We start from the raw sequence: 13,549 nt of genomic DNA on the forward strand, positions 1-13,549 counted from the left end.
CAGGCGCAGCGCGGCGCGCCCGTGCCCGGCCTCGGCCGCGCGCGTCCACCACAGGGCGGCCTCCGGCTCGCTGCCCTCGCGGGCCAGCAGCAGCCCCAGGTTGAACGCCCCGTTGCTGCTGCCCGCCTCGGCGGCCATCCGGTACCAGCGGGCGGCCTCGACCACCTCGCCCCGGGCGGCAGCGAGCATGCCGACGCGCACCTGGGCGCGCCGGTGGCCCTGGCGGGCGGCCCGCTCGTACCACTCCTCGTACTCCGGCACGTGCCCGTCCTCGGGCGGCACCGGGAACCGCGTCCCGGAACCGGCGGCGAAGCCGGTGCCGGTCGCCGCGGGGTCGCCGCCGACCGCCGAGCGGTCCAGCAGCGCCGCCAGCCGGAACGCGGCCTCGGCGCTGCCGCCACCCGCGGCGCACCGCAGATGGCGCTCGGCCGCCTGGTGGTCGCCCTCCCGCAGCAGGGCGATGCCCACCTGGAGGGCGGCCTCGGTGTGCCCGGCGGCCGCGGCCCGCTCGTACCACTGCCGGGCGGCCCGCTCCTCGTCCCGGCCCGCGTACAGGATGCCCAGGTTGAACGCGGCGTCCACGCTGCCCGCCTCGGCCGCCTTGGAGAACCACGGCTCGGCGCCCGCCGCGTCGCCGCGCTGGAGCAGCAGCACGGCGACCGCGTTGGCGGCCTCGCGGTGCCCGGCGTAGGCGGCGCGGCGGTACCACTGCTCGGCCTGGGCGGTACGGCCCTGCTCGGCGCAGAGCAGGCCGAGGTTGTACGCGCCGTTGATGTCCCCGGCGTCCAGGGCGGCCCGGTACCAGCGCTCGGCGGTCTGGGTCTCGCCGCGGTCGGCGTGCAGCGCGCCCAGGGCGTTGGCCGCGTTGCCGTCGCCGTCCTGGGCGGCACGGCGCCACCACTCCGCGGCGCTGTCGGTGTCGCCCGCGTCGCGCAGCAGGAAGCCGAGCGCGCAGGCGGCGCGCGCCTCGCCGTCCTTGGCGGACGTCAGGTACCAGCGGCCCGCCTCCTGGGTCTCGCCGCGCTTCTCCAGCAGCGTGCCGAGGCGGAGCGCGGCGCGCCGGTGGCCGCGCGCGGCGGCCTGCCGGTACCACTGCTCGGCCTCCTCCGGCTCGGCGCTCTCGCCGCTCCGGCCGCGCTCCCCGGCGGTCTCGTCGTCGCTGTGGTCGAGGAGGCGGGCGAGGCGGTACGCGGCCTCGCGGTGGCCGCGCTCGGCGGCCGTGCGGAACCACCGCTCGGCACCGATGTCGCTGCGGTGCTCGAGCAGGTCGGCGAGGGCGTACGCGCCCAGGGTGTGGCCGGATTCGGCGGACTGGCGCAGCCAGTACTCGGCGGCCGGTTCGTCGCCGCGCTCGCGGTGGTGGCGGCCGAGGGCGTGCGCGGCCGCGGCGGATCCCGCGACGGCGGCGATGCGCCACCAGCCGGCCGCCTCGTCGGCGTACCCGCGCTGGTGGAGAAGGACGCCGAGGTTGTTGGCCGCGGCGCGGTCGCCCGCCCCCGTGGCCTCCCGCAGATACGGCTCGGCGCCGTCGAGGTCGCCGCGGCGCAGCAGCAGCGCGCCGAGGGCGCTCATCGACGCCGTATCCCCGGAGTCGGCCGCACGGCGATGCCGTGTCTCTTCTTCGGCATCGTCATGCGTGTGCGCAAAACGCCCTGTCTCCAACAGACTGACCCTGTCCCCCATAAATTCCATCGTGGCATCACCCGCATCCGCCGTACACCTGGTATACCGCAGCCAGCGAGGTCACTTCAGCGTTTTGTCGACTTGCCCACAGAGAGACAACCCAAACGCTTGTATCCCGAATCGTTGAGTAGACGCACAACGAGGCCCGGATCCTTGCGGATCCGGGCCTCGTCTGTCAGTAGCGGGGACAGGATTTGAACCTGCGACCTCTGGGTTATGAGCCCAGCGAGCTACCGAGCTGCTCCACCCCGCGCCGTTGTGTTCACAACCCTACCACGGCGCGGGATTTCCCCTGGTCGCGGGCGTCAGCCGCCCTTGTTCGACGCCCCCTGACCCTGCGGCTCGTTCTGCGTCTTGGCGCCCGAGCCGCTCTTCTTCTCGGCGGCCTTCTGCTCCGCCTCGGCGGCCTTGTCCAGCGCCGCCTTGAGGTCCTCCTGGGCCCTGCCGTACGCGTCCCAGTCCTGCGGCTTCTCCTCCAGCGCCTTCTGGCTGTCCTCCCAGGCCTCCTGGGCGTCCTTCAGCGCCTCCTGCACCGTGGGGTCGGCGCTCGGCTTCCCGGTGCTGTCGTCCGGCGGCTGCTGACCGTCGGACGTGTCCTCGCCGAAGACCGCGTCCAGCGCCTCGGGCAGGGTGTTCTTGAAGGCGGGTTCGTTGCCGTTGTAGGAGACACCCACCTTCTTCAGCAGCGGGTAGTTGGAGTTGCCACCCCGCGCGTACACCGGCTCGATATAGAGGAAGCCGCCGTTGAACGGCACCGTCAGCAGGTTGCCGTACTCGATGTCCGAGTCGGTGCCCCGCAGGTTCCGCACGAACTCGGCCACTTCGGGGGTGCCGTTCAGCTTGCTCTGCACCTGCTGTGGACCGGGCACGTCATTGGTGACCTTCAGCATCCTTATCGTGCCGTAGTCCTTGCTCTTGGCATCGGCGTCGACGGACATGAACGCCCCGAGCGTGGGCCGCCCGGTGGGGGTGAAGGTCGTCGTCAGCGAGAAGGCCTGCTTCTGCTGGTCCGGCATCTTCATGCTCAGGTAGTACGGCGGGACCGCGCTGCCGTCCTTGCGGGTCGGGTCGTCCGGCACCTGCCAGGCGTCACTGCCGCTGTAGAACTGCTGCGGGTCGGTGACGTGGTAGCGCGTCAGCAGCTCGCGCTGGACCTTGAACAGGTCCTGCGGATACCGCAGGTGCTCCTTCAGCTGGTCGCTGATCGCGCTCTTCGGCTTGACCGTGCCCGGGAACGCCTTCTTCCAGGTCTTGAGAACCGGGTCCTTGGTGTCCCACTCGTAGAGGTCGACGGAGCCGTCGTACGCGTCGACGGTCGCCTTCACCGAGTTCCGGATGTAGTTGACCTTGTTCTGCTGGGCGACCACCGAGCGGTCCTGGCCGCTCAGCGAGTCGGCCGTGCTGTCGCCGAGGGTGGTCCGCGACGCGTACGGATAGCCGTTGGTGGTGGTGTACGCGTCCACGACCCACTTGATGCGGCCGTTGACCACCGCCGGGTAGGCGTCCCCGTCGATGGTCAGCCACGGGGCGACCTTCTCGACGCGCTCCTTGGGCGTGCGGTTGTACAGGATCCGCGAACCCTCGCCGATGGCGCCGGAGTAGAGCATCTGCGGCTCGCCGAACGCCACCGCGTAGGCGGCGCGGTTGACCGGGTTGGAGAGGCTGACCCCGCTCTTGCCCTTGTAGCTGGTGGTCTTCTCCCCGTTGTCCTCGTAGTCCAGCTCCTTCTGCGGGCCGCCCACTATCGAGTACTGATTGGTCTTCTCGCCGTAGTAGACCTGCTGCCGGTAGGTGCTCAGCCCGCCGCCGCCGGCATTCCCGGTGGTGGGCAGCCCGGCCTCGGTGAAGTCCGGGGCACCCTGCTGGTCCGCCTTGGGGTCGGGGCTGGTGCCCTTGGCCGCGATCATGCCGTAGCCATGGGTGTAGGTGAAGTGGTCGTTGATCCAGTTCCGCTTCGGCACACCGGCGAGGTTCAGCTCGCGCACACCGACGACGGTGTCCTGATCCTTGCCGTTGGCGTCCTTGTAGCGGTCGACGTCCAGGGTCGACGGGAACTGGTAGTACTTCCGCTTCTGCTGGAGCTGCTGGAAGGTCGGCGAGACCACGCTCGGGTCGATCAGCCGGTAGCTGGCCGTCGAGTCGGCGGTCTGGCGCAGCTCGGTGCCGGCCTTGTCGTCGGTCTTGCCGGTGTAGTCCGCCACCTTGGACTCATCGATGCCGTACGCATTGCGCGTGGCCTCGATGTTCTTCTTGATGTACGGCGACTCCTTGGCCTGCTCGTTCGGCTCGACCTGGAACTTCTGCACGATCGCCGGGTAGAGCCCGCCGATCAGGATCGCCGACAGCACCATCAGCCCGAAGCCGATCACCGGAAGCTGCCAGGTGCGCCGCCACAGCGTCGCGAAGAACAGCAGCGCGCAGATGACCGCGATGCAGAAGAGGATCGTCTTGGCGGGCAGGTACGCGTTGGCGTCGACGTAGCGCAGACCGGTCCAGTTGCCCGTCGCCTTGAAGTCGCTCGACTTCACCGCCAGGCCGTACCGGTCCAGCCAGTACGCCACGGCCTTGAGGGCCACGAAGACGCCCACCAGCACCGACAGATGGCCGGTGGCCGCGCCGGTCGCCCGGGCACCCGGGCTGGTGACGCGCAGGCCCCCGTAGAGGTAGTGCACCAGGGCCGCGGCGATCAGGGAGAGCACCGTGGCCGCGAAGCCGAAGCTCAGCAGGAAGCGGTACCAGGGCAGGTCGAAGGCGAAGAACGCCACGTCCTTGTGGAACTCCGCGTCCTTCTGGCCGAAGGGCACACTGTTGATCCACAGCAGCCACAGCCGCCACTGGCCCGCCGCGGAGGCCCCGGCGATCAGCCCGACCAGCGCGGTGACCGCGAGCAGCACCCACTTCTTGAACGGGGCGATGCCCATCCGGTACCGGTCGAGGCTCTGCTGCTCCATCGACATCGCGCTCAGCGGTGGCCGCAGCCGGTGCGCCAGCCAGATGTTGACCCCGACGGCCGCGGACATCAGCAGCCCGAAGACGAAGAACAGCCCGATCTTGGTCCGCAGGGTGGTGCTGAAGACCGACGAGTAATGAAGCGAGCGATACCAGAGCCAATCCGTCCAAAACCCCGCGAACATGACGAAGAGCATGGCCAGCACGGCCAGCACACCCAAGGTCATGAACAGGGTCCGGACTCGCCGGGACGGTCGGCCGACTCTGATCCGCGGTCCCGTCGGGCCTCCGCCGCGGTCCGGCATCTGGAAAGCCAAGGTGCGCACCTCGAAGTTCGCTGTTGTCGATACGGGCCCGGACAGAAGGGCCCACCTGATGCAACTTACTCAGGCTTTACTCAGTTCCCGATTCCGGGTCCGATCAGGGCACGATATGAAGCATGTCCAACGCAACCCCCGGTACCGGCCCCCTTGCCGCGAATCCGCTCACCCGCGCCGTCCTGGAAATCGACGAGTACGCCTCCGGGCTCGGCTGGGATCAGCCCGCCCGGCTCTTCGCCCTCGTCGACACCGCCCAGCTGCGCGCCCAGGAGCCCGAGCTGGCCGGCCAGCTCGGGCTCGACGAGGACGGTGACGAGCCCGCGGCGTCCCTCACCCCCATCGAGCAGGACGAGCTGCCCTCGCAGGCCCCGCTCGACGAATTCCTGGCCACCATCGCCTGGCCCGACGCCGTGATCGGCTGCGCCATGACCGTGGAGCGGCTGATGCTGCCGCCGTCCGCCGAGTCCTCCGTGCCGAAGGACATGGACGACGCCCAGCTGGCGTCCTGGGTCGCGGAGCACCCCGAGCGCCAGGAGGTCCGTATGACGGTCGCCGTGCTGCGGGACGGGGAGCGCGAGTCGGCGCTGCGGCTGCGCGAGAAGGACGCCGCGACCGAGGTGCTGACCGGGTCCGGCCTGGTGCCGGGGCTCGCCGACGCGCTGGCCGCCACCTTCGCCACCGACTGACCCCGGGCTCACCCGGAGAGCACGAGGCGGCATGACACGAGGCGGCCGCCGGACCAGGAGTCCGGCGGCCGCCTCGTGTCGTCGTGCGTGCCGCTGTGTGTGCCGCTCAGCCCGCGGCGCACCGGGGCAGACCGGCGGTGTCCCCCGAGCGGATCTTCTTGAGGGCCTTCAGCGCGTCGTCGATGGTGTGCACCTTCACCAGCCGCAGGCCGTCCGGCACGTCCTTGGCCGCCGCCGCGCAGTTCTCCTTGGGGGTGAGGAAGAAGCGGGCGCCGGCCTCGCGGGCGCCGATCGTCTTCATCTCGATCCCGCCGATCGGGCCCACGACGCCCTTGTCGTCGATGGTGCCGGTGCCCGCGATGAACTTCCCGCCGGTGAGGTCGCCCTCCTTGGACACCCGGTCCACGATGCCGAGGGCGAACATCAGACCCGCGCTCGGCCCGCCGACGTCGGCCAGCTTGATGTCGATCTTGAACGGGAAGGTGTAGTCGATCCCCGCCTGGATGCCGACGATGGCCCGGCCACCGGCCTTCTTGGTGGTGATCGGCATCTGCTTCTGACCGGTCGGCCGCTTGCCGCTCTTCTCGGCCGCCGCGGCCTGCTTGGCCGGGATGATCGAGAAGGTCACCTTCTCGCCGGGCTTGTGCTTGGTGACCAGCTTGGCGACGTCGTCGGGCGCGCGCACCGCGGCTCCGTCCACCGACTTGATCACGTCGCCCGCGTGCAGCTTGCCCTCGGACGGGCTGCCCTTCACGACGGCACCCACGATCACCTGCGAGGTGACCTTCTTGTTCAGCGCCCTGAGCGCCGCGACCTTGGCGCTCTCCTGGGATTGGCTGAATTCCTCCGCATTCTGCTGGTTCACCTCGTCCGGAGTTTTGTCATCCGGGTAGAGGGTGTCGTGCGGCACCACCACGTTGTCGTGGGAGAGCCAGCCGTAGACGGCCTCCACGAGGTTCATGCGGTATTCGGAGCCGGTGACCCGGACCGTCGTCATGTTGAGGTGGCCCCCGGTGGTCTCACAGCCTTTGTGGCCGGAGATCTGGAGCACGCACTCGCCGTTGTGTTCGCCCAGCGTGTTGTAGGTCGGCCCCGGAGACATCTCCGCGTACGGCACCGGGATCAGCACACCGGCGCACAGCAGCGCGATCAGCATCAGGAGGGAGGCGAGCATCGTCGCGGTGCGGCGTGGCATGGAACGACAGTACGGGACGCGTCCGTCAGTCCACTCCCGGGGCCGTCCGTACGAGGGGCCGGGCCTCAGGCCGCCGCGTCCGTATCCGTGCGCGTGCGTTCCATTGCCTCTCGGAACCGTGTATATCCGGCCAGTTCTTCGACGTCCCCCACGCTCTTGCGGTTGTTGCGCGCGGCCCAACCGGCATAGAGCGTGGCGGCTATCGCCGCGAGAACGGGAATGGTCAACCAGAGAAGCGCTCCCATAGCGGCCTCCCGACCCCTTAAGCACCGCGACTGACAGATGAGCAGATTAATCCTCCGCGAGGTCAACGCTCACGGCGGGGTGCCGGTTACGCAAGTGGAGTACACCATTCCGAGTGGACTTCATGGCGTAACTGTTATGCCGGCCCCCGCCGGGCGCTGTCTTCTGCGCGTGCCCTCTAGATCCCGACCCATTCTTCGGTCCCGTCCGCGAACGTCTGGTGCTTCCAGATCGGGACCTCGCTCTTGAGGTCGTCGATCAGCCGGCGGCAGGCGGCGAACGCCTCCGCGCGGTGCGGACACGAAACCGCCACGACAACGGCCAGATCGCCGACCACCAGATCGCCGACCCGGTGGACGGCGGCCAGCGCCCGCACCGGGAAGTCCGCCGCGACCTTCTCGGCCACCCGGCGCAGCTCGGCCTCGGCGCTGGGATGCGCGGAGTAGCCGAGGGCGCCCACGTCGGCACCCCCGTCGTGATTACGCACGGTGCCCACGAAGAGCGCCGTACCGCCCGCAGCGGCGTCGCCGACCGCCCCGAACACCTCGTCCACCGACAGCGGGGTATCGCGGACCGCGAGCAGGCGGATGGGGTCGGCCGCCGCGCCTTCGCCGGGGTGATCGTACGTGTGTGCCATGTCGTCCATCGTGCCGTATGCCGTCCCGTGGTGGCGGACTGTCCCGGCGGGCCGCCGTGGTCGGGCCGCCGGATTCGCGAGGTGACTCAGGCGCGGCGGCGCGCCTTGCGGGCACGGCGCACGATCGCGGCGGTGCCCACCAGGGCGACGGTCGCGCCCGCCGCGCCCAGCGTGGTGGCGTCCTTGCGGCCCAGCCGCCGCCCGGCGACTGTATGCCGCCCGGCGACCTCCTCCAGCAGCTCGGCCAGCACCTCCTCGTTGGTCCACCGAGGCCGCCAGCCCGCCGCGTGCAGCCGGCTGCCGCTGACCGCCCAGGGGTGCATCGTGTACGCGAGGTCCCCGGCCGGGGACGGGGTGAGGCCCAGCCGGTGCAGCCGGGACGCGGCGCCGAGGGCGACCGCCGACGGCAGCTCCATGCGCCGGATCCCGGACAGCTCCTCGACCTCGTCCTGTTCGAGCCAGCCGTCGCAGCCGACCGCAAGCTCCCCCTCGACCTTCTCCAGCGCGGCGTACTCCAGCGCGCTGACCAGGTCTTCCATATGGCAGAACTGCCAGGTGGGGCGGGAGCCCGCGACCACCAGCAGCCGGGGCGACTCGAAGTAGCGGGTGAGCGCGGTGTCCGTGCCGCCGACCAGGACGGCGGGGCGCACGACGGTCACGTTCAGCCCCGGGTGCGCCCGGGGCGCGCGCTCCCCCAGCCGCTCGATCTCCAGCAGGTCGCCGACGCCGGTGGCCTCGGCGGTGGCCCGCAGCTCCGCGTCCTCGGCGAGCGGAACGTCGTTGTCGGCGAGGGCGCCGTAGACCATCGCCGAGGTGCACAGCACCACCCGGTGCACCCCGGCGGCCGCGGCCGCGGTCAGCACGGTCTGGGTGCCGCGCACGTTGTAGGCGGTGCGTGCGGCGGGGTCGGTGCCCAAGTCCAGGTCGACGGCGAGATGCACGACGACGTCGGCGCCGCGCAGCTTCTCGGCGATGGCCGGATCGCGCACGTCCAGCACATGCCACTGCGCCTCGCTCACCTCGCCGCGCCGCTCGTCGAGGGCCAGCACCTGTTTGATCTCTTCGGACTCCGCGAGCCGCTGCGTGAGCAGGGCGCCGGGGCCCGAGGCGGCACCGGTGACCGCCACGACGGGGCGTCGTGCGGTACGGGCCGTATCGTTTCGCGCAGCGCGAACTTCTCGGTCTGGGGAACTCACCGGGCGTCTCCAGCGGTTGTCTTCAGTACGCAGCGCGTGCACACGTACGTACCAGGTAACGCCCATCCTGCCGCAGCTCGGCGATCAGCGAAGCACTGAGCCCGTAAACCGGCGAGGTGTCTAGGCTGGGTGGTGATGTCGGGCATCCGCCGCCGGTCCGTGGCCGGTGGCCCAACGAGCCGAGGAACCCCGTGAGTGACACCCCATTCGGATTCGGCCTTCCGCCGGAGGAGCCGGAGGACGGCGACGACGGTAAGAAGAAGGGCGGCCAGGGCGGCGAGCAGGGCCCCGCGAATCCCTTCGGGTTCGGTAGCGGGGCGGGCGGCCCGGCCGGAGCAGGCGGCGCGGACAATCCGTTCGCCGCGATGTTCGGCTCCCTCAACCCGAACGACCTGGGCGCCGCCTTCCAGCAGCTCGGGCAGATGCTCTCGTACGAGGGCGGCCCGGTGAACTGGGACATGGCCAAGGACATCGCGCGGCAGACCGTCGCGCGCGGCACCGCCGACGGCACCAAGGACGAGAGCGTCGGCCCCGCCGACCGCGCCGCGGTCCAGGAGGCCGTGCGCCTTGCGGACCTGTGGCTGGACGGCGTCACGTCGCTGCCCTCGGGCTCGGGGACCGCCGTCGCGTGGAGCCGCGCCGAGTGGGTCGAGGCCACGCTGCCGGTGTGGAAGGACCTGGTCGACCCGGTCGCCGAGCGCGTCGGCTCCGCCATGGGCGACGTGCTGCCCGAGGAGATGCAGGCCATGGCCGGCCCGCTGCTCGGGATGATGCGTTCGATGGGTGGCGCGATGTTCGGCACCCAGATCGGGCAGGCGCTCGGCGTGCTGGCCGGTGAGGTGGTCGGCTCGACCGACATCGGGCTCCCGCTGGGCCCGGCGGGCAAGGCCGCGCTGCTGCCGGTCAACATCGCGGCGCTCGGCTCCGGCCTCGGCGTCCCCAAGGACGAGGTCCGGCTGTACCTGGCGCTGCGGGAGGCGGCCCACCAGCGGCTGTTCTCGCACGTGCCGTGGCTGCGCTCGCATCTGTTCGGCGCCGTCGAGGGGTACGCCCGGGGCATCAAGGTGGACACCGCGAAGCTGGAGGACGCGGTCGGCCAGCTCGACCCGACCCACCCCGAGCAGCTTCAGGAAGCGCTCCAGCAGGGCATGTTCCAGCCGGAGGACACCCCGGAGCAGAAGGCCGCGCTGGCCCGGCTGGAGACGGCCCTCGCGCTGGTCGAGGGCTGGGTGGACGCCGTGGTGCACGCCGCCGCCAAGCCCCATCTGCCGTCCGCTGACGCCCTGCGCGAGACGCTGCGGCGCCGCCGGGCGAGCGGCGGGCCCGCCGAGCAGACCTTCGCCACGCTGATCGGCCTGGAGCTGCGGCCGCGCCGGCTGCGGGACGCCTCGCGGCTGTGGGCGTCGCTCACCGACGCGCGCGGCGTGGACGGCCGCGACGGGCTGTGGGAGCACCCGGACATGCTGCCGACGGCCGAGGACCTCGACGACCCGGACGGCTTCGTCCACCGCGAGCAGCTGGACTTCTCCGAGCTGGACAAGATGCTCGGCGAGGCCGCGGGCGGTGAGGAGCGCGCGGAGGGCTCCGACGACCGTGACGACCGTGAGGATCGTAAGGACGACGAGCGGGGCGACGGCGAGAAGTGAGCCTTCACAGCCCCCATACCCTTCATAAGGACGCGGCGCGGGTCCTCGAGCAGTGGCCCGCGCCCGACGCCGACCAGGAGCGGCTGCGGCAGACGTACGGCGACCATCTCGCCGCGTATCCCGACGGCATGTGGAAGGCGTGCGGCGACGGGCATCTCACGGCGAGCGCCCTGGTGATCGACCCGCCGCGGGAGCGCGTCCTGCTCACGCTGCACCGCAAGCTGCGGATGTGGCTCCAGATGGGCGGCCATTGCGAGCCGGAGGACACCACGCTGGCGGACGCGGCGCTGCGGGAGGCCACCGAGGAGTCGGGCATCGCGGGGCTGACCCTGCTGCCGGGCGGGCCGGTGCGGCTCGACCGGCACCACACGCCGTGCGCCTGGCACCTGGACGTGCAGTACGCGGCGGTGGCCCCGCCGGACGCGACGGCGGCGATCAGCGACGAGTCGCTGGACCTGCGCTGGTTCGGGTACGACGAGGTGGCGGACGTGGCCGACGCGTCGGTGCGCCATCTGGTGGCCCGTACCCGCGCGCTGGTCTGAGGAGCGCGCGGGCACGGACCGGCGGCGCCATGCCGCCGGTCGCTGCCGTCAGTTGGCGCCGTCAGTTGCTGAAGATGTTGCCCTGGTTCTGCCCGCGGGCGCCCTGCTGGCCCATGCCGAACTGGGCGGCCGCGCCGCTGCCGATCACCGCGTTCTGCGGCGGCAGCAGCTCGCTGGGCTGGACCAGGGCGTAACCCTGGCCGAGGAAGCTCAGCTCCCAGCCCTCTCCGGTGTTGCCGCGCCGCCGCCACACCCCCGAGGAATGCGTCTGCGCCTGCATCTGGACGCGCAGCGAGCTGGACCACGCGACGATCGCGTCCGCGTCGGCGTTGACGTACTTGTCCGGGGTCACCTGGAGCAGCAGCGGCTTGCCCGAGGTCATGAGCGCCACCTTGCCCCGGCCGGAGATGTTGAGGTTGTACTTGCCGGAGCCGGTGATGCCGAACTGGCTGTCCACCGCGATCGATTCCCAGTGCAGCGTGGAGTCGAGCGCCAGCACGTACGCGCTGTCGACCGTCAGACCGTCGTGGTCCACGTCCACCACATGGACGTGCTGGGCGAGGTTGGCGAGGAAGACCGTGCCCTGCCCCGAGCAGCGCATCAGATCCAGGCCCTCGCCGGTGCGGGCGCGGGCGCGCCGCTGGCCGGGCGTCTGGTACTCGCCGTCGAACTCGATCAGCCCCTGATAGGCGACCATGCTGCCCTTGCGGGCGAGCACGTCCTCGTGGCCGGTGAGCGCGACCCGCAGCATCTTGCGGTTCTGGAGCGCGTAACGGTCCTCGGTCTGGGCCTCGGTGTAGCCGAAAAGCGGGCTCTGCATGTGTCCTTCTCCCCCTCAGCCCCGGGCCCGGAGCCGGTCGGTGCTGTCCTCGCTGGGCTGTACGACGACGAAGCCCTGCCCGGAGAAGCCGAGCTGGTACGCCTCGCCGCTGCCCCGGCCGATCAGGGACGACGCCTTGAAGCTGCGCTTGCCCTTCACCTTGAGACCGCTGGACCAGGCGACGAGCGCGTCCGGGTCCACGTACGTCTCGTCCTCGCCGCGGCCGCAGTCGACGACGATCGGGGTGCCTCGGGAGGTCAGCGCGACCCATCCGGTGCCGGAGACGCCCACGTTGAACAGGCCCTGCCCGGCGAACTTGGCGATGCCCTTGACCCGTTCGACACCCCACTGGAGGTGGGCGTCGAAGGCGAGCAGATTGGTGCCGTTGACCGACAGCGAATCGCCGTTGAGGTTGATGCAGACGACGTTCGCCCCGTAGTCGGCGAGATAGAGCAGCCCGTCGCCGCTGCACCGCATGAGCGGCGCGCCCTCGCCGGTCAGCCACTGGGAGGCCATCTGGCGCACCGCGGGCGGGTTCGGCTCGTACTGCACGAAGCCCTCGTACGCCACCATCGAACCGGTGCGGGCGAAGAGGTCCTGGCCGCTCTGCATGGCGACCTTGAGCATGCTGCTGCCGTGGTTCTCCATGCGGGCCGCGACCGGGGTGGCTGCGAAGCCCGAGATCATTTGCTGGTCCATGACGGGCTCCCTCAGACCTCGTAGGGCTGGACGACGATGAAGTTGCCGGGCGCACCGCGGAACTGGAGGTTCACGGTCTCCCCGCTGTGGCCGGGGTAGGCGCTGCGGCGCAGCCGCACCTGGCTGGAGATGATCACCTGCGCGCCGGCGGACCAGGCCACGATGGCGTTGCTGTCGGCGAAGGTCGTCGGCGTGACGGGGAGCACCACCGGGGTGCCCTGGGTCTTCACGATGACGGTGCCGGTGCCCTGGAACTGCATGGTGAACAGCGCGCCGCCCGGGATGCCGTGGCCTTCGATCCTGCGCACCTCGTGCTGGAGCGACTCGTCGAAGGCGAGCACGTTCTCGGCGGAGACGCAGATCGCGTCGCCCTGGAGCTCGATCGGGTGCAGCTCGGCGGCGTTCTCGGCGAGGAAGACCTGACCCTGGCCGCTACAGCGCATCAGCTGCATCTCCTGGCCGGTCGCGTTGCCGACGATCCGGCCGCGGACACCCGCGCCCTTGTAGCTGAAGTCGACCTTGCCCTGGTACAGCACCATGCTGCCCTGCCGGGCGAGCACCGGCTGACCGTCGACGCCGAGGTCGACCCGCATCATCCGCGGGTTCTGCGGCGTCCAGCGCTGGCCCGTGGCCGCCTCGCGGTACTGGGCGAGCGCGGCCTGCACGCCGGGGGCGCCGCCGCCCTGCGGCGCGGCCATGCCCTGGGGCACGGTGGCGCCCTGGGGCTGGCCGTACGGGGCCGGCTGACCGGGCTGCTGGCCCGGGTACGGCTGGCCGGGCGGCTGCTGGCCGTACGGGGCGGGCGGGGCCTGACCCGGCGTCTGGCCGAACTGCGGCTGCTGGCCGGGGTACTGCCCGGGCGGACCGGGCGGCGGCACCTGGCCCGGCGGGCCGGGAGGCGGCGGTGCCTGGCCGGGAGGCGGTGCCTGACCC

The 13,549-nt window shown here is 71.3% G+C and carries 12 protein-coding genes and 1 tRNA gene; 3 read left to right on the forward strand and 10 right to left on the reverse strand.

What is annotated here, in order from left to right; translation table 11 throughout:
* The 3 genes from EEJ42_RS41120 to EEJ42_RS41130 form a co-directional block, all read right to left on the reverse strand.
* Positions 1–1,692 (reverse strand): tetratricopeptide repeat protein (locus EEJ42_RS41120; protein WP_148082201.1); only part of this gene is annotated, 1,692 nt, incomplete at its 3' end.
* Between the two features lie 170 nt (positions 1,693–1,862).
* Positions 1,863–1,936: transfer RNA gene (locus EEJ42_RS41125), tRNA-Met, on the reverse strand.
* Positions 1,937–1,988: 52 nt separating this feature from the next.
* Positions 1,989–4,937 (reverse strand): UPF0182 family membrane protein, encoded by a 2,949-nt coding sequence (locus tag EEJ42_RS41130; protein WP_123107246.1) that lies wholly within the window; start codon positions 4,935–4,937, stop codon positions 1,989–1,991.
* Positions 4,938–5,071: 134 nt separating this feature from the next.
* Here EEJ42_RS41130 and EEJ42_RS41135 point away from each other — a divergent pair, with 134 nt between their 5' ends.
* Complete coding sequence (locus tag EEJ42_RS41135) at positions 5,072–5,638, forward strand: PPA1309 family protein (protein WP_123107247.1); 567 nt, start codon at positions 5,072–5,074, stop codon at positions 5,636–5,638.
* 106 nt (positions 5,639–5,744) lie between these two features.
* On the opposite strand, the gene EEJ42_RS41140 is transcribed toward EEJ42_RS41135, so the two are convergent.
* From EEJ42_RS41140 to EEJ42_RS41155, 4 genes are all read right to left on the reverse strand, one after another.
* Entirely contained in the window at positions 5,745–6,833 is a 1,089-nt protein-coding gene (locus EEJ42_RS41140; RefSeq protein WP_123107248.1) for a YlbL family protein, read from the reverse strand.
* Between the two features lie 65 nt (positions 6,834–6,898).
* A complete protein-coding gene (locus tag EEJ42_RS41145; RefSeq protein WP_123107249.1) occupies positions 6,899–7,078 on the reverse strand; it encodes a hypothetical protein in 180 nt (59 codons plus the stop codon).
* Positions 7,079–7,254: 176 nt separating this feature from the next.
* On the reverse strand, positions 7,255–7,713 hold the full coding sequence (locus EEJ42_RS41150; protein ID WP_184503514.1) for a molybdenum cofactor biosynthesis protein MoaE: 459 nt from the start codon (positions 7,711–7,713) through the stop codon (positions 7,255–7,257).
* Between the two features lie 86 nt (positions 7,714–7,799).
* On the reverse strand, positions 7,800–8,909 hold the full coding sequence (locus EEJ42_RS41155; RefSeq protein WP_123107251.1) for an SDR family oxidoreductase: 1,110 nt from the start codon (positions 8,907–8,909) through the stop codon (positions 7,800–7,802).
* Between the two features lie 191 nt (positions 8,910–9,100).
* On the opposite strand from EEJ42_RS41155, the gene EEJ42_RS41160 reads away from it, so the two are divergent.
* Positions 9,101–10,555, forward strand: coding sequence for a zinc-dependent metalloprotease (locus EEJ42_RS41160; RefSeq protein ID WP_123107252.1), 1,455 nt, complete (start codon positions 9,101–9,103; stop codon positions 10,553–10,555).
* Entirely contained in the window at positions 10,552–11,097 is a 546-nt protein-coding gene (locus tag EEJ42_RS41165; protein WP_123107253.1) for an NUDIX hydrolase, read from the forward strand. Before EEJ42_RS41160 ends, EEJ42_RS41165 begins: the two co-directional genes overlap by 4 nt.
* Positions 11,098–11,158: 61 nt before the next feature.
* On the opposite strand, the gene EEJ42_RS41170 is transcribed toward EEJ42_RS41165, so the two are convergent.
* From EEJ42_RS41170 to EEJ42_RS41180, 3 genes are all read right to left on the reverse strand, one after another.
* On the reverse strand, positions 11,159–11,917 hold the full coding sequence (locus tag EEJ42_RS41170; RefSeq protein WP_123107254.1) for an AIM24 family protein: 759 nt from the start codon (positions 11,915–11,917) through the stop codon (positions 11,159–11,161).
* A 15-nt stretch (positions 11,918–11,932) separates the two neighbouring features.
* Positions 11,933–12,616 (reverse strand): AIM24 family protein, encoded by a 684-nt coding sequence (locus EEJ42_RS41175; protein WP_009715203.1) that lies wholly within the window; start codon positions 12,614–12,616, stop codon positions 11,933–11,935.
* Positions 12,617–12,627: 11 nt separating this feature from the next.
* On the reverse strand, positions 12,628–13,549 hold a 922-nt coding region (locus tag EEJ42_RS41180; protein WP_246097690.1), incomplete at its 5' end, for an AIM24 family protein.

The organism is Streptomyces botrytidirepellens (assembly GCF_003721215.1).
In the GTDB taxonomy this organism is placed as follows: domain Bacteria; phylum Actinomycetota; class Actinomycetes; order Streptomycetales; family Streptomycetaceae; genus Streptomyces; species Streptomyces himastatinicus.

Excerpts from the sequence above, each read along its gene's own strand:
- EEJ42_RS41135 (WP_123107247.1), top strand. The coding sequence starts at position 5,072 with ATGTCCAACGCAACCCCCGGTACCGGCCCCCTTGCCGCGAATCCGCTC.
- EEJ42_RS41130 (WP_123107246.1), bottom strand. The coding sequence starts at position 4,937 with ATGCCGGACCGCGGCGGAGGCCCGACGGGACCGCGGATCAGAGTCGGC.
- EEJ42_RS41170 (WP_123107254.1), bottom strand. The coding sequence starts at position 11,917 with ATGCAGAGCCCGCTTTTCGGCTACACCGAGGCCCAGACCGAGGACCGT.
- EEJ42_RS41145 (WP_123107249.1), bottom strand. The coding sequence starts at position 7,078 with ATGGGAGCGCTTCTCTGGTTGACCATTCCCGTTCTCGCGGCGATAGCC.
- EEJ42_RS41175 (WP_009715203.1), bottom strand. The coding sequence starts at position 12,616 with ATGGACCAGCAAATGATCTCGGGCTTCGCAGCCACCCCGGTCGCGGCC.
- EEJ42_RS41140 (WP_123107248.1), bottom strand. The coding sequence starts at position 6,833 with ATGCCACGCCGCACCGCGACGATGCTCGCCTCCCTCCTGATGCTGATC.
- EEJ42_RS41150 (WP_184503514.1), bottom strand. The coding sequence starts at position 7,713 with ATGGCACACACGTACGATCACCCCGGCGAAGGCGCGGCGGCCGACCCC.